The organism is Clostridium sp. UBA6640 (assembly GCF_002455975.1).
Lineage (GTDB): Bacteria > Bacillota > Clostridia > Clostridiales > Clostridiaceae > Clostridium_J.
Genome location: NZ_DKLM01000127.1, coordinates 1 through 19816 on the forward strand (window position 1 = coordinate 1; position 19816 = coordinate 19816).

A 19816-nucleotide genomic window follows, 5' to 3' on the forward strand; every position below is an offset into this window, starting at 1 on the left:
ATGAGTTGTCAATTTTCCATTGTCAATTGTCAATTTTTAAAGGACATGAACTAACATATTAAAATGTTAACCTATATTCATATATACATTAGATTTTAGAGTAGTTTATCTATACTTGTATGATACATCTAAAACATAATTGTTTAAATAATATAAACTATGTTTTTTTCACAAATTCTGTATTTTTTTCTTTATATAAAAAACATCATTTTATTCGCCTTACCTTAAATATCATTTCTTTATTAATTTTAAATTTATATTAAAGGTTTCCTAAAAAACAAAAAACTGATGACATTTTATTTTCGTCAACAGTTTTAACTAGTTAAATAATTATAATCATTTCTATATAGATATACCAGCTCTAAGTTTACTCTATCACTGAAAATAATTAACACTTATTGGTATTGCCACTAATACTACTAAATTCACAATTCACATTTCACAATTTTGGACATTTCTCAGCGATTGCTGAGAAATTTAGAATTTATTCCGTAGCGGCGAACAGTATTCACTACTATAATAAAACACTAGCAAATGTAGTCTCTCCATAGTATTAGTTAAATTTATTAGTATNNACTGTTCCCCAGAGGTGGAAAGCTAGCAATATTATATTGCTAGCCAAAATATATTTTAGGAAATTATTTTTCTAAAAAAATAATTTCTTCCTTAATTGTGCATTGTGCATTGTGAATTAATATATTAGCCTCTGATCACATACCATAAGACTATATCCATTATTAATGCGTATGATAACATAAAAAAACATATTGATACTATTGAACCTATTAAGTTAAAAAATTTATAATAATTTCTCCATTGATTTTGATAATTTAAAGGCTCCATATGTCGAGGCCTCATAAATGCCACAGCCCCTATAAACAGTCCAAAACAAGACATCCAAATACCTATGTGTACTGTACTCTTAAGTAAGGTATAAATACTTAGAGGTAAATCTTTTACTAAACAATATATTAGACCTGAAATCATTCCTAATATTAGTGGAATTAAGTATATTTTAAGTGAAATCTTAAAACTTGTAAAAATATCTTCAAATACTAAGTGAGTCTTTGAATTTTGCTTTGTTTCATATTTCATCATTTATCTCTCCCTTGTTTAATTCACAATGTACAATTCACAATTGTAGAAATTTATTAACAAAAACCCAAAAACTTAGAACTAATTTATTTTTGAAGTAACCCATTTACTTCTTATAAAGAACTAACGATACATTACTAGTAAAAAATTAATTCCCATCGCATTGTCAATTGTCCATTCTCAATCTTCTATTATTTTAAGTTGTGCATTGCTTAAATTATGTATTGAAATGCTCTAAAAAATAGTTGTCTTAAACTATAAATCACCTTCCAAGTATCATATATATCAATATAAACATAATTTTTAATTATTCATTATTATAACATCTCTCCCCTAAAAAATCATTATTTTCTGTAAAATATAACTACAAAAGCTTAAAATACATTTATCTTAAAAATATAAAAAAACTCCACAAATATTACTTTGTGAAGCTTTCTATAATTTCTATTTTAATTCTAATCCTTTTTTAACTGATTTAACGATATCTTCTGCTGTTAGACCATAAGCTTTTAATAAATCTGCTGGTTTACCACTTTCACCAAATGTATCTTTAACTCCAACTCTAAGTACTGGAACTGGATGATTTGATGTTACAACTTCACATACTGCTGAACCTAATCCACCAATCACATTATGCTCTTCTGCTGTTATTATTAGCCCTGTTTCTCTAGCAGCATTAGTTATAGCTTCTTTATCAATAGGTTTAATTGTATGTATATTTATAACTTTTGCCTTTATTCCTTCTTCGCTTAAAGTATTTGCAGCTTCTAGAGCAGCATCCACCATTATTCCTGTAGCAATAATAGCAACATCTTTTCCTTCTCTTAATGTAACAGCTTTTCCTATTTCAAATTTATAATCAGCATTTGCGTTTACTGCAGGAACTGCACTTCTTCCAAGTCTTACGTAGCATGGTCCTTGATATTTTGTAATCGCTTCAATAGCTGCTTCTGTTTCAATACCATCACTTGGACTTATAACTACCATGTTTGGTATACTTCTCATTAATGATATATCTTCTATAGCTTGATGAGATGCTCCATCTTCTCCTACTGTTAATCCTGCATGAGTTGCACATATCTTAACATTTAATTTTGGATAGCATATTGAATTTCTTATTTGCTCAAATCCTCTTCCCGCCGCAAACATTGCAAAAGTACTTACAAAAGGAATTTTACCGCAACTTGCAAGTCCTGCTGCTACTGACATCATATTTGCTTCAGCTATTCCCATATTTAAAAATCTTTCAGGACAAACTTTCTTAAAATCAGCTGTTTTTGTAGATTTTGATAAATCAGCATCTAAAACTACTATATTTTCATTTTCTTGACCTATTCTTGCAAGTGCTTTTCCATATGCTTCTCTTGTTGCTATTTTAGTCATTATGCTTCCCCTCCTATTTCTCTTAATGCTAAATCGCATTGCTCTTTATTAGGGGCAGATCCATGCCATCCTGCTTGGTTTTCCATAAATGATACGCCTTTACCCTTAATTGTTTTACATACTACCACTGTAGGTTTATTTGTTACTTTTTTAGCTTCTTCTATAGAACTTTTAATAGCCACTAAATCGTGTCCATCCTCTAATACTATTACATTCCAACCAAAAGCAGCAAATTTATCCGCTATCGGATTTGGATTCATAACTTCAGATATATCTCCATCTATTTGAAGTCCATTATAATCAACAAAGGCTGTTAAGTTTCCTAACTTATAGTGTGCAGCACTCATAGCTGCTTCCCACACTTGACCTTCTTGAAGTTCTCCATCGCCTAAAAGAGTATATACTCTATATTCACTGTTATCTAATTTTCCAGCTAATGCCATACCTACTGCTGTAGAAATACCTTGGCCTAATGAACCTGTTGACATATCAACACCTGGAATATAGTTCATATTTGGATGTCCTTGAAGTATTGAACCTATCTTTCTTAATTTCATAAGCTCAGATTTCTCAAAAAAACCCTTTTCAGCTAATGTACTATATAAAACTGGTGCTGCATGCCCTTTTGAAAGTACAAATCTATCTCTCTTTGGATTTTTAGCATTACTTGGGTCTACATTCATCTCATTAAAATATAATGTAGTTAAAATTTCAACTGCTGATAATGAACCACCTGGATGTCCTGAAGCTGATTCAGTTAACATTGTAACTATGTCTTTTCTTATCTCTTTAGCAATGTCTTTTAATTGGTCTAGTGTTCTTTCCATGCCTCTACCTCCTAGATTATCTTCTATAAACTATTATAACAATTTTATGCTTTTTAACAACACTTACTTTAGACAATTCACAATTCACAGTTCACAATTCACAATTGTGGATATTTCTCAGCAAAAGCTGAGAAATTTAAAATTATTTATTTTTGAAGTGATACAATCACTTTTATCCAGTAAATTTAGTTGTATCACCTATTTCCGTTATTTTAATCTTTTTAAAGTGACGCAGTCACCTTTATTGAAAAATCTATTTAAAGAAGTCAATTTACAAGAATTAATTTCCACTATAATTGTGAATTTTGCATTGTGAATTGTGAACTAAATACCCAATGATGTATTTATATTTAGCTATATGTTAATTTTTAATACAATTTACCTATATATTATCTAAAATATATTTTTATTATTGAATAATATAATAAAGGAGTTGTGATTTTCACAACTCCTATATATTTAGTTATTTTTATTTTTATGCTTTAAATCTAAACTAAGCATTAAAGATGTATCAACTTTTTCCATATCATCTTTTGTCATATGACCTATTTTCTCTTTAAGTCTTCTTTTATCTAATGTTCTTATTTGTTCTAGCAAAACTACCGAGTCTTTATTTAATCCATACTCCTCAGAAGAAATTTCTACATGAGTTGGAAGTTTTGCCTTATTTATCTGAGAAGTAATAGCTGCGACAATTACTGTAGGGCTATATCTATTTCCAATATCATTTTGAATAATAATTACCGGCCTTACCCCACCTTGTTCTGATCCAACAACTGGACTTAAATCAGCATAAAATATATCTCCTCTTTTCACAACAGTTGTCATTAGGCAATTCACTCTCCTAAAGCCTAGATTCATATTCTATGAAGTCACAAACATCTTGTTCTAAACCAAATTCTGCTATTTCTAAATTTAGTTCAGCCATAGATAAATATCCTTGCTTCATAGTCTCTATAAAATCGATGGAGTTTTCCTCCTCTATATATAGTATTATGGCTTCATCAATAAATTCACTATTTTTTTTATAATCTGCATTTAAATTTTTACTAATCTTTCCCAAAAGTGTTTTGGAGAGGTTTACACTTAATTTCTTTGAATCTGACATGGAAATTCAATACCTCCTATATAACTAATAACAACCATTATGTACAGTTTTAATTATAATTCAACAACTGTCAAGATGTCAAAGAAATTATGGGCTTTTTCTACTTTCTACAACATTTTTTTGCTTTTTCTGATAGCCTAAAAATTATACATAATTCCTAACTTTGATTACTTTACCACCTTTTATGTAAACCCTTGGCACTCTCTTGTTTATAGCACAAACAATTTCATAATTTATAGTACCTAAAAGTTCTGCTACATTATCAGCAGTAAATTTATTGTTATAGTCGTCTTCACCTATTAGTATAACCTCATTTCCAAGTTCTACACCATCAATGTCCGTTATATCTATCATGCATTGATCCATGCATATAGTACCAACTACTGGTGCGAATTTCCCATTAACAATAACCTTTGCTTTTCCAAAAAGTAATCTTGTATAACCATCAGCATATCCTACAGGAAGAGTAGCAATAACACTTTCTCTTTCCGTTTTGAATCTTCTACCATAACTTATATGTTCTCCTGGTGGCAAAGTTTTTATATGAATAATATTCGATTTTAATGACATTACTGGTTTTAACTTTACTTTATCTTTTACTACTTCATTTGATGGATAATATCCATATAATATAATTCCTGGTCTTACCGCCTCAAAATGAGTTTCCGGTAAATCAATGATTGCTGCACTATTTCCAATATGCCTATTATTAATTTTTATATTTAAATCTTTAAGTTTGCTGTAAAAGTCGTCAAAACGTTTCACCTGTAACTTAGTATATTCCTTGTCCCCTTCATCAGCTGATGAAAAATGTGAAAACAACCCCTCTATTTCTATGTTAGGTAATTGACTAATTTTATAAATTTCATCAACACTTTTGTCATTTGGTAAGAACCCTATCCGTCTCATACCTGTGTCCACTGCAATATGAATCTTGGCTATTTTATTTTTTTTACGAGCCATATTAGATAGCTCTTTGGCAAATTCATAGTTAATTACGGTCTGTTCAATATCATATCTTAATAAATTATCTATTAAATTAGGAGGTGTGAAACCAAGTACCATAATTGATGCTTCAATTCCTGCTCTTCTTAATTCTACTGCTTCACTTATTACTGCAACTGCTAATCCATTGGCTCCATTTTGTAAAAGCACTGGTGCTATATCTACTGCTCCATGTCCATATCCATCTGCTTTTACTACTGCTATAATATTCTTACTTTTAGCAATTTTCCTTATCTCTCTCATATTATAAGCTAATTTATCTAAATCTACTTCTGCCCATACTGGTCTTAAATGTCTAAACAATTTTCCCACCTCACAGTTAATTTAACTATCTTAATTTTCTATAATATCTCTAATTTGCCTTTTTGTAACTACATTCCTTCGAATTCATAATCTTCAATTTTTTCTAACTCTATAAAATTTTCATAAGTACATTTTACTTTTTCCTTCCCCTTAATGTCTAGGATACGGAACTCTTTTGGCAAACCGTTATTTAAATTAATATACATTACTCCCCTATGAATATTTTTATTTATCCCCGGAAGTAATAAATCGATAGCTAAACACTGTGTATCATCCACTTGATCAATAGAATAATTTATTTCTTCATTGGTATATAAAAGTCCTATAAATTCCCCTATAAAACAATACTTTAATACTTCATCAAAATCACTTGAAAGAGCATATTCCCTATTATTATGTTTATCTTTAACAACTAATTGATCACTGTTAAAATCAAATACTCTCTCATCCTCTAATTCTAATATATATCTTGAATTCTTCATATAAGCTTGTTTACCATTATAGGTTAAATTCTGCTTTGAATTATTCATTTCAATTATTACATCACTTTTATACGCTTTTATATTTTTCAAATATTCAGTTATTTGTACCTCTTCTGTGACAGGGCTTTTCAGTCCCCGTATTATGAAGAATACTATAGTTAAGACTATTAAACTGCCTATAGCTAGTAGTGAATTTCTTAATGGCTTATTCATAAAACATTCCCCCATATAAAGTAATACACTACTATATCTATTATAATTTTTTTAATACTATAACCAATTATTAAAGCTTATCAAAATTAAATTATTTATAACTTGTCCATGAGCTTTTTAATACTATAAGGTAAGTATTCTATTAAATGAGNNGCATTGACGCAGAACATTTCTTCTGACAATAAATCTCCACAATACCCATGTATATATGCACCGAGATAAGTAGCTTTTAAAGGCTCATACCCCTGAGCTATAAAGGATGATATTACTCCTGTCAAAGCATCTCCCATACCACCTGATGCCATAGCACTACTTCCTGTAGTATTTATATAAACCACGTTTCCATCAGTAATTATAGTATTATATCCTTTTAGAAGTAAAATAATATTATGTACTTTAGCAAACTCCTTAGCTATTTTAACTTTATTTTCTTTAATTTCTTCTATTGTTAAACCTGTAAGTCTTGCCATCTCTCTTAAATGAGGAGTTAATATTATCTCATTATTCTTATACTCTAAAAGTTCTAATTGTCCTTGCAATACATTTAATCCATCAGCATCAATAACCATAGGACATTCACTTTTAGTTAAAATTTCTTTTAATATATTAAAGGTAAGTTTACTATTTCCCATTCCAGGACCAAAAGCTATTACATTACTTTTTTCAACAATATTATTAATCTTATCTGTCTCTTCAAAATTTACTGTCATTGCCTCACAAAGTTTTATACACATAATATCCTGAAGATCTTTATGCGTGCATAGTGTAACTAATCCAGCACCACTTCTCACTGCTGCTTGAGTGGTTATATAGGCCGCACCACTATAACCTTTAGAGCCTGATATTACAAGCACTCTTCCATAATCACCTTTGTGTCCATCTATTTTTCTTTTCTTCAGTAAACTTATAATAAACTCCTCTGTTAACTTGATTTCTTTAAAATAAATATTATGTAGATTTGTAAAGATTGTACTCTTGAAGTTTTGAAGACTATTCCCCATCAAGTCTCACCTCCAATATAGCATAAGCTATTGCATTATCCTCACCATGAGAAATACTCAATTGCAAATTATACTCTCCCATTTTCTTTGCAATTAAATCAGCATTTCCGCTTAAAGTTACTATAGGTTTTCCAAGATCAGTATTCTCAACTATTATATCCTTAAAATTAAAACTTCTAAAACCTGTACCTAAAGCCTTCGATATGGCTTCCTTTGCGGCAAATCGTCCCGCTATATATTCCGGCCTTAAGTTTCTACTTTTTAAATGCTTTAACTCAGAATCATTAAAAATTTTTTCTAAAAATCCGCTTGTTCTATTCATAGCAGTTTCTATCCTTCGAATCTCAACTATATCCACTCCGACACCTGCTATCACTATCTCACCTCCTTATAAATTCAATTAAGTGAAAATTAGTCTCTTTTCAAAATAATTAAAATATTTTAATCATCTAAAAACAATTAATTAAAAGTTCTAAAAATATCTTATATGATACAACAAAACCTTCCTCATATAATAAAACATTCATTAATTATTTTCTGATGTCTTAAAAGAGTTATTTATATCTTTTTAATTGACAACTCTCCTTCATCAATCATTTAAAATTTTTAAAATTATACTATTCTTATAATTTATACCCTTTTATCTATACTACCATGAATTTGAAAATTGCAACAGACCGCTGAAATTAATTCTATTAAAATAAATTGTTATTATATGAGTTTATCTCCTTATTTCCTTTAGTTTTTATATTTACAAAAAATAAGGGAGAAATTCCCCCTTACTTAATATAAGAGACAATTTCTCTCTTATAATGCCACTATTTTTTTTAAATTTTCTATTTCCCCAATAAGTAATTCTTCATCAAAATCATTAACACATTGATCAACATATTCCCCAATAACGTCTATTAGATGTATAGGAGATACTAGGTGTTGGTACAACATCTTCATCAAATTCCCTACTTTTTCCTTCTGAGGACTTATATACTTTACAAAATCTCTACACTGGGATACTTTTTTTCCTTTTACTACATCTTCTCTTTCTACCTCTATACCATACGCTTGTACAATCTGATCTTTTCCGTTAACATCTACACTATAATTACTTTCTAATAATTTATAGACATAGTTGTACTCTACATTTTTTTCAATTTCTACAGCTTGCGCTAAAGTTTCAACTACAACCACTTAGACGACCCCCTCAACCTAACTCTCTCTACATGAATAAATTGTATCACTAGAGGTCAAAAAATTATGTCATTTGATGTAACGCTCATTTATATTTTATCCCTTTAAAATGACAGATTTGTATTCCTATTGATATTTATTAAAACTCTGCTATAATGTTAGCAGTTAAATTATTCCTTTTCCATATGTTTTCATGTCGAAAAGCTAAAATTTTGTTGAAACTTTTTTGTTTGAAGTTTTTCACCTTTTTGTAAAATTATTACTCCACCTTTTTGGAGCTCTTCTATTACTAACCCTATTATTATGTACTTACTCCACAAATTCCCATATGACTTTTTAAAGTAATACAGTGAATTTTATTAAAATATTTATGGTAGAAATTATTCATGGGGGATCAATCCCTACCATAATTGTAAATTTTAAACTCAATAAATTGATATATTTTTATATTTGTTTTTTTACATTTTCATAACCACTTTTCACTTGCTGTAAATTTTCTTCACTAAGTTCTTGTGTAGAAAATTTTGCTTTGTTATATATATTAGTCATATCATTTAAATCCTCTACGTTATCTATCTTTACTTTTGTTACATTTTTAAGCTGAGTAGCAGTCATATAAGTTTTATATATATCTGCCTTTTCCGTAATTTCTTCAAAGTTTTTATAATTATAAAGGATTTCTTCTCGTATATCTCCTTTTTTTCTAAATATCTTTTTTATAAATTTAGAAATGTAACTTGGTTTCTTTTCTTGACTTTTCTCATTTATACTCTCTACGCACTCTACATAATTTTCATTAACTTTAACACCTATTGCAATTCGAGAAACTATCTTATATAAGAGATACAGTACTATAATCAAAAGTACAATTTTAATCCATATAGGGTATTTTAATGTACTTTCTTCATATATAAATTCTTTTGCTTTATTTGTATTTTCTAACTTATCTAGCATCTCTTCCAAATGCTTATTTTTCATCATAATTTTTTTAAGGTTCTCTACTATAAACTCTATAGGCTTTTCAAGAATTTTTACAATTAGTGTTAAGATTCTCTCAACAACAAAAGATATTCCTCCAAAAATCCATGTTATAGCCTTGTTAAAAAGATTGAATGCATAATCTTGACATAACGCAACTATTCCTAATACAATTCCCAAATTTACATATATAGAAGATTTATTTCTTATATTATACATATATCTTAAACTTTCTCTAAAGGTAATAATCATAAGTATTAGGTAAAACATATACGCCCTAAAAAGATACATTATCAAATCTGATCGGAATACTATTCCAATGACCCCTATAGGAACTATTAAATATAATCCATTAGTTAAAGTTCTTTTGCATTGATAATAAGTTATATTATCATTTTCTATGGTTAAACTATAAATCATAGTTGCAGCTATAAATACTAAATTTACAATTATCAATGAATCTTTTAATATAAAATGTAAAATTAACATTGAAATTATTAAAGGAATTGCGNNGAATTGCCACCGATAAATGTGTATTAACTTTTTTGTAAATTAAATACAGCATTAAAAATACAGAAATTAAAGTTATAATAATTAATGAATATTTTATGTTATTTTGAAACATTATTTTTTCTATAAAAGCCCACATAATAAAGAAAAACACTGTTAATGTTGTAGTATATAAAATTTTTACTTGCTTATGCCAACTCATCTATTTACTCACTCCTTTAAAAGAAAGCTTTTCTATACCTTTAATAGGATTTATAGAATGGTAACTTGACGTATCTATTATTTTAACATTAAATCCGTTATTTCTAATTTTTGATAATATTGTTCTACTTTCGCTATCTAAGTAAGGAGTGATTACAACATAGGTACAGCTTCTTTCAAATTTTTGTATGTTATTTTGAAGGTATTTATTAAACTCTATTCTGATTGTATAATCTGTTCTTGCACATAACTCCATAATTTTTTTAAAGTTATTAATTTCAGGTGATACTTCACCAGGAAGATTGTCCGAATAAGATATAATCCTTCCATTGGTCCAAACCCCTGTAGGTATACCTTCTTTTATTGCTTTATGCGCTAATGATCCTGTGATCCTAATTCCATTTTCAATAATATCACTTTTTATATTAGACCAATGGTCTTTATGACATTGAATATTCAATATTAATATAAGTTGTCTTTCAGATGTGTAATCATAATCTTTAACCATTAGCTTGTTCATTTTTAAACTTGATTTCCAATGTATATCCTTCATTCTATCTTCCACATTGTATTCTCTAATTCCCTTTATATAAAGCGGGTCCTTATGAATCCACCTCATAACCGTATTATCTCCATTAAAATTTGTTGTATCAAAAATATATTTTTTTATAGGCATAAGCCTTGGATATACTAACACCTCTATAAAATCTTGTACTTCTTTAGTATCTATAGAAAATCCAAAAACATCCCCTATAGTGACTTTCATATCCTTTATTATGTAAGTGCCTCGATTTATTCCTATCAAAGTATAGGTTCTTCTTCTTCTTTCAAACCATTTAACACTATATTTACCTATATGCCATAAACTATTTTCACCTTTAAAGTTTAACGTTTCACCACTATAAGTTATTCCATAAGGAATTTTTTCAGATATAGCTAAAAAAGGAATAGGAAGATATTTGTTATTTTCTATAACGATAGTAATTTTAAAACTTTCACCTTCTATAATTCTATTATTTTCAACTATTCGAAATACTTTAAGATTATTAAAGCCCTTAGTTCTCGTCCTATATCCTAAATAAACTAACAACATTGATAATGTAAATAAGAAAAAATATACATATATCATAATATCGCCTCTACAATTTTTCTAAAGGTACTTCTACAGTATTTAATATCTCATTTATTACTCTCTCAGTCTTGCCATCTTCTATATTTATTTCAGTTTTTAAAATTATTCTATGACTCATAATAGATGGAGCTAAAATTTTGACATCTTCAGGTATTACATAATCTCTACCATTGATTGCTGCATATGCCTGACAACCTTTCATCAAATTTAATGTTGCTCTTGGACTACATCCTAATTCGATACTTTTATGCTTTCTTGTAGCAATTACTATATTTAATATATATTCTTTAATTTCTTCACTAAGGTAAACACTGCTATAATTATTTTGGACATATTCTATTTCTTCCATAGTAACAACTGGCTGTAAATCATTTAACGGGTCACGTTCCATAAATCTATCCATCATATTCTTTTCTTCATTATAATTAGGATATCCCATCGAAAGTTTCATGAAAAATCTATCTAACTGTGCTTCTGGTAACGGAAATGTACCAAATTGTTCTACAGGATTTTGAGTTGCTATAACAAAAAATGGTTTATTCAGTTTAATTGTATGTCCTTCCACAGTAACTTGTCTTTCTTCCATACATTCAAGCAATGCTGATTGGGTTCTAGGAGTTGCTCTATTTATTTCATCTGCCAACACTATTTGGCTTAAAAGTGGTCCTTGCCTAAATTCAAATTCATAATCTTTTTGATTATAAAAATAAATTCCTGTCAAATCTGATGGTAATAAATCTGGTGTAAACTGAATCCTTTTAAAGCTGCAATTCATAGTCTTAGCCAAACTTCTAGCAAGCTTAGTTTTTCCTAGCCCAGGAACATCTTCTAATAAAACATGTCCAGAAGTTATGAATGCCGTTACAATTTTATCTATATTACTCTCTTTACCTATAATTACTTTTCCTATGTTATCCCTAATTTTTTCTCTAAATTGCTGAAATCTTAGAACTTCCAATGTTATTCCCTCCTAAACTTTGCTTTAACAAATATTAAAATTTATCTTTGTATACAAAAAGTTAATAAATATTTAATTATCTATTTACTATTATACCTTCTATTTTTCTGATTTAATAGTATTTTCTAACAATTAAAGGAATTGGTTTATTAAATTGCTTAATTATTATTTGCCGAATACTCTTACGTATATCAACGATTCATTAGTATAGGGTTCCACAATGTTGAAATTAGTTTTAATCAAACTAATTTTTTAATAAATTTTTAATAAAAGTGACTTTGTCACTTTTAAAAGGAATAAGTTCAAAACTTCTCTTGAGAGAAGTATCCATAATTGTCCATTGTCAATTGTCAATCGTCAATTCTCAATTACATAAATATAAGCTATAACAATTTGTTAATATAATTTTATGGGTGTATAAATTAAATTTAGGAGTGCTACATCTATATAGTACCTTAGAATATAAAAACTACACTTGTAAATCTTGAGCTTGAACAAAAAATTTTCCATCACTTTCACAAAATAAAGCCGGACTTTAACGTCCAGCTTTATCTAATACTAATAATCTTGCTATATTTTCTAAAGTTTTTTCTAAATTTTCCTTTCCATCCTCTAAAGCCTTTTCAATATCTGTTACTTCTTGAAGTATACTAAATATTGATACTACTCCCTCATCATAAATAGGTTCAATGTCATTACCTATTCTTCCCGCAACAACTATAACTGGGACATTATATTTTTTAGCTATTTTACTTACACCTACAGGAGTTTTTCCAAAAATAGTTTGGCCATCCACACTTCCTTCACCAGTAATTACGTAATTTGAATTCTTTATTTTTTCTTCTAGTCCTGTATGGTGAGTTACAAGATCAACTCCGCTTCTTAGCTCACCATTTAAAAAAGCAAGTAATCCTCCTCCTAATCCTCCCGCAGCACCAGCACCAGGAATAGTTGAGATATCTATTCCTAATTGTTCTTTTACTTTCTTTGCATAATGTTCTAAAGATTTATCTAAAATTTCAACCATTTCCTTTGTAGCACCTTTTTGAGGGCCAAATACCTGTGATGCACCTTTAGGACCTATAAGGGGATTTTTCACATCACAAGCTACCTCTACAGTTAGATCTTTAATTCTAGAATCAAGATTAGAAATATCTATCTTATGAAGCTTATAAAGTTCTCCTCCACCTACATCTAATTCTCTCCCATTATCATCTAAAAGTTTTGCTCCTAATGCCATAATCATCCCTGCACCGCCATCATTAGTTGCACTGCCACCTATTCCAATAATTAAGTGATTAATTCCTTTATCTAATGCAGCTTTTATAAGTTGCCCTGTACCATAGGTAGTTGTAATTAAAGGATTTCTCTTTTCTTTAGACACAAGCATAATACCGCTAGCACTTGCCATTTCAATAACTGCTGTATTACTATTTCCTAATATACCAAAATTAGCTGTAACTTTTTCCATTAGCGGAGACATAACTTCTACATCATAAATTTTGCCATTTGTAGCTTCTACTAATGCTCCTAACGTACCTTCTCCCCCATCTGCCATAGGTATCTTTATGCACTCTACGTCATCTATAACTTTTTTAATTCCTCTTTCCATAGCATCGCAAGCTTCCTTTGAGCTCATACTCTCTTTAAAGGAATCTGGAGCTAAAACAAATTTTAAAGCCATAAGATTTCCTCCAAATTCTATAATATTCCATAAATAATTGTAGAAACTATAGTCATTATAAGTCCTATAATACTTTCATATACAATTAAATTAAATCTTTCCTTAGTATCCATAAATACGCTTCCTGCAGTTGCATGAAAAAAACTCCCATGTGGAAGATGCTCTAATACAGTAGCTCCACTATGAATCATAGCCGCACTATTTAGTGGCTTAATTCCTAAGTTAATTAGAGTAAGTCCAAAGACAGAAGATGCCACTGTTGCTCCTGAAGTAGTTGAAGCTGTAGCACCAGACATTAATATTCCTGCTATGGGCGCTAATAAAAATGTTGGTAATCCTAATGTATCCACCATACCTATTATAGTATTTTTCAACTCTGAATTAGCTATTATTCCCGCTAAAGCTCCTGTTCCTATAAGAAGTACTGCGACAGAGCTCATCTTTTCTAGTCCTCTAGCTGCATAAAGTTTTAATTGTTTTATTTTCCCCATAGATATTGCCCCTAATACAGCTCCAAGTGGTAAGGCTATAAGTGGATCAATAGATATATTCATTATAGGTCTTAACGCAAGTAAAAATATTGATATTAGTGGGCCTATGATAGCTGAAAAGAAGTTAGGTAAATTACCATCTCTATCTTTTCCTTCTGAAGATGTTATTTTACTTCCTTTGTTTACTAGCCTTCTTGCTAATATACAAGTTACAATAAATCCAAATATTGCTGGAATTATACCTGAAGTTATAACTGATGTTAAAGATACTCCTAAATTTTGCGATACTGATATAGTATTAGGATTTGGAGATATTATATTTCCTGCCTTTCCTCCACCTATCATAGCAATTAATATAGATGGTCTTGAAAAACCACTTTTAGCACCAATAGATAATGCAATTGGTGCTACAGTTATAACTGCAACATCAATAAAGACACCCACAGCAGTTAGTATTAGTGTTGCAATAGATAACGCTATAAGTGCGTTTCTATCTCCTATACTCTCTACTATGGTTTCTGATATTTTAACTGCTGCTCCTGATTCTATAAGTACTCCTGCCAAAACTCCTGCAGATATGATTCTAAGCACTGCTGGCATTATATTTTTCGCTCCATCAATCATAAGATTAGTAGTCCCTTGGAATCCTCCACCCCCTAATAGGCCACCTATTATAGCTCCTAACATTAAGCTATAAGCAGGATGAAGCTTTTTAAATATAAAAAATATCGAAATCATTAGCGCAATTAATGCACCTATGGTTGAAATTGTTATTTCCATAAATATACTTGATTTTTAAGCATTAAATTAATTTTAAAAGTTATACATACCGATAAAATTCCCCCAAAAACCAAATTCTTCACTCTCCTTCTAAATAATATTTTAACATCTTTCTATACAATATTATAAAACTATAGGTATCTTTTATTATTAATACTTTTTAAATACTATTAATTATTAACAAATAGTCATATAATATAATTAAATATTCTCAATTTATTTGTAATATTTATTAGCAATAATTTTCCTAAATATACAACACAAATAGTAACCGTTTAAATACATATATATTTAAAATAGTGTAATAAATGTAAGGAGAGATATGTTTATGAAAGCCTTAGAAGTAAAAAATGATATTTATTGGGTTGGAGCATTAGATCCTAATCTTAGAATTTTTGACGTAGTTATGTACACCCCTTTCGGTACGACATACAACTCTTATGTTGTTAAAGGTAGTGAAAAGACAGCTGTATTTGATACTGTTAAAATTAAATTTTTTGATGAATATCTTGAAAGATTAAAATCTTTAAACGTAGATGTAGAAAAACTAGACTATATAGTTATAAGCCATACTGAACCTGATCACGCTGGAAGTGTTGCTAAACTACTAGAAATAGCTAAAAATGCTAAAGTCGTAGGAAGTCCTGCTGCTTTAAACTTCTTAAAAAACATAGTTCATAGAAATTTTGATTCAATTACTGTAGGAGACGGAACTTCTTTAAGTCTTGGAAATAAAACTCTAAAATTTATCTCAGCTCCATTCTTACACTGGCCGGATACCATATATACTTATGTAGAAGAAGATAAAATTTTAATAACCTGCGACTCTTTTGGTTGCCATTATTGTAATTCAAAAGTTTTTAATGATCTAAATGAAAATAATAATGACTATCTTGAAGCTTTAAAATATTATTTCGATGTAATTATGGGACCTTTCAAAAGCCATGTATTATCTGCTATTGGTAAAATTAAAGATCTAAAAATAGATATGATTTGTCCTGGACATGGACCTATACTTAGAGATGATCCATTAAAAATAGTGAACCTTTATAAAATATGGAGTGAAGAAATTAAGCCTGGAAATGACAAGCTTGATGTAACTATCTGCTATGTTTCTGCTTATGGATACACAGAAAGTTTAGCTATAGAAATTAAGAGGGCAATTGAAGCTTCTGGAAGTTTTAATGTCCACACTTTTGATGTAATTCATCACGATATCAATGAAATATTAGATAAAATAAACATTTCTCAAGGAGTATTATTTGGTACTCCAACTATAAATGGAGATGCACTAAAACCAATTTGGGATGTATTAGTTTCATTAAATCCTCTAGTTCATGGCGGAAAAGTAGCTTCTGCATTCGGGTCATATGGATGGAGTGGAGAAGGTGTTCCTAATGTCATGGAGAGAATTAAACAATTAAGGCTAAATACCTTACCACCGCTTAGAGCATCTTTTAAACCTACTGATGAAGATTTAACTAAAGCTTATAGTTTTGGTGAAAGTTTTGCAGCAAGAATTCAAGAAAATATAAAAAAAGGTGTTAAGAATAATAGGCCTACTAGCAAAAAACGTTGGAAATGCGTAATTTGCGGAGAAATCTTCGAAGGAGATACTGCACCAGAAATTTGTCCTGTGTGTGGAGCTAATTCCGAACAATTTATTGAAGTTACTGAAGAACTAATCACTTTTAAATCAGAAAGCAATGATAAATATGTAGTAGTTGGAAATGGTATTGCAGGATACTATGCTGCTGAAGCTATAAGAAAAAGAAATAAAATTTGTGATATCGAAATAATTTCTTCTGAACCATATCTAACCTATTATAGACCTGCTCTTTCAGATGGAATTGTAGATGTACTTGATGATAAGGATTTTTACATTTCCCCATATGAATGGTATTCAGAAAATAATATAAAATTAACATTAAATACTAAAGTGGAAAAAATTAATCCTAGTGAAAAAACCGTATTAACTAGCAATAATGCTATTATAAAATACGATAAGTTAATTATAGCTAATGGTAGTAAAAATTTTATTCCTCCTGTTAAAGGTGCAGATACACCTAATGTATTCACATTAAGGGGATTAGATGACCTTAATAATATCAAAGATAGATTGGCTAATTCTAATAAAATTGTTGTAATAGGTGGAGGATTATTAGGTCTTGAGGCAGCTTGGGAATTTAAGCGAGATAATAAGGAAGTAACAGTAGTAGAATTTGCAAAACATTTACTAACAAAACAATTGGATACTCAAGGTAGTATTATATTAGAGGAGGAAGTAATTAACTCAGGAGTTAATGTGATTTTAGGTGCTGCTGCTGAAGTAATAGAAGATAGAAACAATAAAAAGATTGTAAGGCTAAATAATGGCAAGGAAATTGAAGCAGATATGGTTCTATTCTCTGTAGGTATTGTCCCTAATAAAAATATCACTGAAGGCACAGACATTAAATTAAACAGAGGAATTGTAGTTAATGAAAAAATGGAGACATCTATTAAAGATATTTATGCTTGCGGAGATATAGCAGAAATCAACGGAATAGTTTATGGAAACTGGCCTGCTGCTATAGAGATGGGAAACACTGCTGGTGCTAATGCAGTAGGAGATAATAAAAATTTTGTTGGTTTCCAAAGCCCAATTAGTTTTAATGCTATGAATATAGAAGTTTTCTCTTGTGGAACAATCCCTCAAACTGAAGGTAAAGCTTTAGAACTTAAAGACACAAAAAATAAAACTTATAAAAAACTATTTTTTAAGGATGATGTAGTAATTGGTGGAATATTAATTGGAGACACAAGTAAATCTGTTAAACTACTAAATGCTATTGAAAATTATATGTCTCTAAAAGAAATATTACAAGAAAACATATATTAGGCTATTTAAAGATAACTATAGGGATGCAATGTGAAAACTTAATATACTCTGAAAAATAAATTTTCTATAAGACCAGTTTAATCCCTTAAAAATTAAGGGTTAATAATGAAGAATGAAGAATTTAGGAAAAAATTCACTAAAGGTGAATTTCTTAANNGTTAAATTTTCATTAGGGAATCATATAGTTGATTAGTTATCTTATTCTATACAGTTTAAAAAGACAGCGACAATATCGCTGCCTTTTTAACTTACAGTTAACATATTTTAAAATCTATTTCTGTAATTATTAATGGTGTTTTACAAAAAACTCTCCTATTTTATTAAACACTTATAGTTTAACAAAACTTTGGTATTATTTTTGTCTTTATCCTATATTTTCACTTTGTTTTTTGTAACTCATAAATTGGAACTCATCTGCAATAACTTCAGATATGAATTTTCTTTGGCCTTCATGATTTTCAAAAACTCTAGTTTGAAGTCTTCCAGTTACGCTTATCATACTATTCTTATCTAAGTATTCACAAACAATTTCAGCTTTTTTACCCCATAATACTATTGGGATAAAATCTACTTGTTTTTCTCCAGACGCAGTCTTATATGGTCTATCCACCGCTAGCATAATTCTAGTGAAAACCTTATTATTTTCATCCAGAACTTTTATTTCTGGTTTTTTGGTTATTCTTCCAACTAAAACAATCCTATTCATAATTTCCCTCCAACTTATTTTGATACTAAATGAACTTTCATTAAGTATTCCTCATTTTTCTAAAATTATATCCATATTTTATCTTTATAAACACCATTTACATATTAATTAAAATAATTTCTCTCTCTATGGTTTATAAAGATATTTTTTTATTTTTTAACATTTATTTAATATAAAATATTAAATAAAGCTATATAGTTTGTATAAGGAATTTAAAATAAAATAGCTATCTAAAAGTAGAAGGAATATCTTATATAATATAAGATATTATAATATGTGGATAGATGAAATTGTAAGCAAGTATGCTATCCTAATATTATGGAAAATAGACTAGGATACATACTAGTTATTTTTTGGAGATACCTAAGAAGCCATTTTAAGAATTGGATATGTATATCTTAACAAATTATATCATTAAATTTTAAATTTATATTACAACTTGTTTTTTACGAATAAAAAAGCCTTCATTTAAGAAGACTTTTTTATTCGTAACAAATATTTTATCATGTTCTTTTAAAGATTTATTAGGTATTATCTTTACAGTTAATTAGTTTTTAGAATCTCCATTAAGTATAAAGCTAAATTCACACTTAACAGTCTGGGAAGAATTACTAAATCATCTCATAAGATATTCTAAATATTTTAATACAAACAAGTTCATTTATATTTTAAAAAGTATAGGGTTTTAATTATGGGTTTAACTTTGAACATATAACAATTTTTGAATTAGAATTTAAAGAACTTGTTTGTATTCCTATTTAGGGGGTAAACTTAGTGGTTATGGCGTACACTAAATTCACCTAGTTAATTCAGCTAATAATTAACTTTTTTAAGCATTAAGATAATCTCTATGGTTAAATTATATATGATAATGATTATCATTGTCAATA

Annotated in this window: 17 protein-coding genes; 1 reads left to right on the top strand and 16 read right to left on the bottom strand. The window is 28.9% G+C overall.

The features are described 5' to 3' along the window. Window positions 1-699 precede the first annotated feature (699 nt). The 15 genes from B2W91_RS13555 to B2W91_RS13625 form a co-directional block, all read right to left on the bottom strand. A complete protein-coding gene (locus B2W91_RS13555; protein WP_291581806.1) occupies window positions 700-1098 on the bottom strand; it encodes a hypothetical protein in 399 nt (132 codons plus the stop codon). Between the two features lie 441 nt (window positions 1099-1539). After that, window positions 1540-2481: a transketolase family protein gene (locus tag B2W91_RS13560; protein ID WP_291581838.1), complete on the bottom strand. Its 942-nt coding sequence runs from the start codon at window positions 2479-2481 to the stop codon at window positions 1540-1542. Next, complete coding sequence (locus B2W91_RS13565; RefSeq protein ID WP_291581808.1) at window positions 2478-3305, bottom strand: transketolase; 828 nt, start codon at window positions 3303-3305, stop codon at window positions 2478-2480. Before B2W91_RS13565 ends, B2W91_RS13560 begins: the two co-directional genes overlap by 4 nt. Before the next feature lie 459 nt (window positions 3306-3764). Then, window positions 3765-4133 (bottom strand): type II toxin-antitoxin system PemK/MazF family toxin, encoded by a 369-nt coding sequence (locus B2W91_RS13570; RefSeq protein WP_039636465.1) that lies wholly within the window; start codon window positions 4131-4133, stop codon window positions 3765-3767. A gap of 16 nt (window positions 4134-4149) precedes the next feature. Further along, on the bottom strand, window positions 4150-4413 hold the full coding sequence (locus tag B2W91_RS13575; RefSeq protein ID WP_291581810.1) for a CopG family transcriptional regulator: 264 nt from the start codon (window positions 4411-4413) through the stop codon (window positions 4150-4152). Between the two features lie 144 nt (window positions 4414-4557). Continuing rightward, window positions 4558-5721, bottom strand: a complete 1164-nt coding sequence (alr, locus tag B2W91_RS13580) for an alanine racemase (protein WP_291581812.1) — start codon at window positions 5719-5721, stop codon at window positions 4558-4560. A 68-nt stretch (window positions 5722-5789) separates the two neighbouring features. Beyond that, entirely contained in the window at window positions 5790-6416 is a 627-nt protein-coding gene (locus B2W91_RS13585) for a germination lipoprotein GerS-related protein (protein ID WP_291581813.1), read from the bottom strand. Between the two features lie 95 nt (window positions 6417-6511). Then, the gene (locus B2W91_RS13590) at window positions 6512-7417 is read right to left on the bottom strand and encodes an NAD(P)H-hydrate dehydratase (protein ID WP_291581814.1); all 906 of its coding nucleotides are present in this window, start codon (window positions 7415-7417) and stop codon (window positions 6512-6514) included. Continuing rightward, window positions 7407-7793 carry a holo-ACP synthase gene (acpS, locus tag B2W91_RS13595; RefSeq protein ID WP_291581815.1) on the bottom strand — a complete coding sequence of 129 codons (387 nt, stop codon included), beginning with the start codon at window positions 7791-7793 and terminating at the stop codon, window positions 7407-7409. The genes B2W91_RS13590 and acpS overlap by 11 nt, the downstream gene beginning before the upstream one ends. Before the next feature lie 431 nt (window positions 7794-8224). After that, the gene (locus B2W91_RS13600; protein ID WP_291581816.1) at window positions 8225-8605 is read right to left on the bottom strand and encodes a DUF6514 family protein; all 381 of its coding nucleotides are present in this window, start codon (window positions 8603-8605) and stop codon (window positions 8225-8227) included. 444 nt (window positions 8606-9049) lie between these two features. Continuing rightward, window positions 9050-10039 (bottom strand): hypothetical protein, encoded by a 990-nt coding sequence (locus tag B2W91_RS13605; protein ID WP_291581823.1) that lies wholly within the window; start codon window positions 10037-10039, stop codon window positions 9050-9052. Between the two features lie 256 nt (window positions 10040-10295). Then, the gene (locus B2W91_RS13610) at window positions 10296-11423 is read right to left on the bottom strand and encodes a DUF58 domain-containing protein (RefSeq protein ID WP_291581825.1); all 1128 of its coding nucleotides are present in this window, start codon (window positions 11421-11423) and stop codon (window positions 10296-10298) included. Between the two features lie 10 nt (window positions 11424-11433). Then, the gene (locus tag B2W91_RS13615) at window positions 11434-12384 is read right to left on the bottom strand and encodes an AAA family ATPase (RefSeq protein ID WP_291581828.1); all 951 of its coding nucleotides are present in this window, start codon (window positions 12382-12384) and stop codon (window positions 11434-11436) included. A 535-nt stretch (window positions 12385-12919) separates the two neighbouring features. Continuing rightward, on the bottom strand, window positions 12920-14068 hold the full coding sequence (locus B2W91_RS13620) for a glycerate kinase (protein WP_291581830.1): 1149 nt from the start codon (window positions 14066-14068) through the stop codon (window positions 12920-12922). Window positions 14069-14085: 17 nt separating this feature from the next. Continuing rightward, window positions 14086-15339, bottom strand: a complete 1254-nt coding sequence (locus B2W91_RS13625; RefSeq protein ID WP_291581832.1) for a GntP family permease — start codon at window positions 15337-15339, stop codon at window positions 14086-14088. 328 nt (window positions 15340-15667) lie between these two features. Here B2W91_RS13625 and B2W91_RS13630 point away from each other — a divergent pair, with 328 nt between their 5' ends. Then, the gene (locus tag B2W91_RS13630; protein WP_291581834.1) at window positions 15668-18220 is read left to right on the top strand and encodes an FAD-dependent oxidoreductase; all 2553 of its coding nucleotides are present in this window, start codon (window positions 15668-15670) and stop codon (window positions 18218-18220) included. Between the two features lie 364 nt (window positions 18221-18584). Here the strand turns inward: B2W91_RS13630 and B2W91_RS13635 are convergent, their stop codons facing one another. Beyond that, complete coding sequence (locus B2W91_RS13635) at window positions 18585-18926, bottom strand: single-stranded DNA-binding protein (protein WP_291581836.1); 342 nt, start codon at window positions 18924-18926, stop codon at window positions 18585-18587. Window positions 18927-19816: the final 890 nt, after the last annotated feature.

Bases quoted from the DNA above. Each gene is read 5' to 3' on its own strand.
- B2W91_RS13570 (WP_039636465.1), bottom strand. From the start codon at position 4,133: ATGACAACTGTTGTGAAAAGAGGAGATATATTTTATGCTGATTTAAGT.
- B2W91_RS13635 (WP_291581836.1), bottom strand. From the start codon at position 18,926: ATGAATAGGATTGTTTTAGTTGGAAGAATAACCAAAAAACCAGAAATA.
- B2W91_RS13620 (WP_291581830.1), bottom strand. From the start codon at position 14,068: ATGGCTTTAAAATTTGTTTTAGCTCCAGATTCCTTTAAAGAGAGTATG.
- B2W91_RS13565 (WP_291581808.1), bottom strand. From the start codon at position 3,305: ATGGAAAGAACACTAGACCAATTAAAAGACATTGCTAAAGAGATAAGA.
- B2W91_RS13630 (WP_291581834.1), top strand. From the start codon at position 15,668: ATGAAAGCCTTAGAAGTAAAAAATGATATTTATTGGGTTGGAGCATTA.
- B2W91_RS13555 (WP_291581806.1), bottom strand. From the start codon at position 1,098: ATGATGAAATATGAAACAAAGCAAAATTCAAAGACTCACTTAGTATTT.
- B2W91_RS13585 (WP_291581813.1), bottom strand. From the start codon at position 6,416: ATGAATAAGCCATTAAGAAATTCACTACTAGCTATAGGCAGTTTAATA.
- B2W91_RS13610 (WP_291581825.1), bottom strand. From the start codon at position 11,423: ATGATATATGTATATTTTTTCTTATTTACATTATCAATGTTGTTAGTT.
- B2W91_RS13575 (WP_291581810.1), bottom strand. From the start codon at position 4,413: ATGTCAGATTCAAAGAAATTAAGTGTAAACCTCTCCAAAACACTTTTG.
- B2W91_RS13625 (WP_291581832.1), bottom strand. From the start codon at position 15,339: ATGGAAATAACAATTTCAACCATAGGTGCATTAATTGCGCTAATGATT.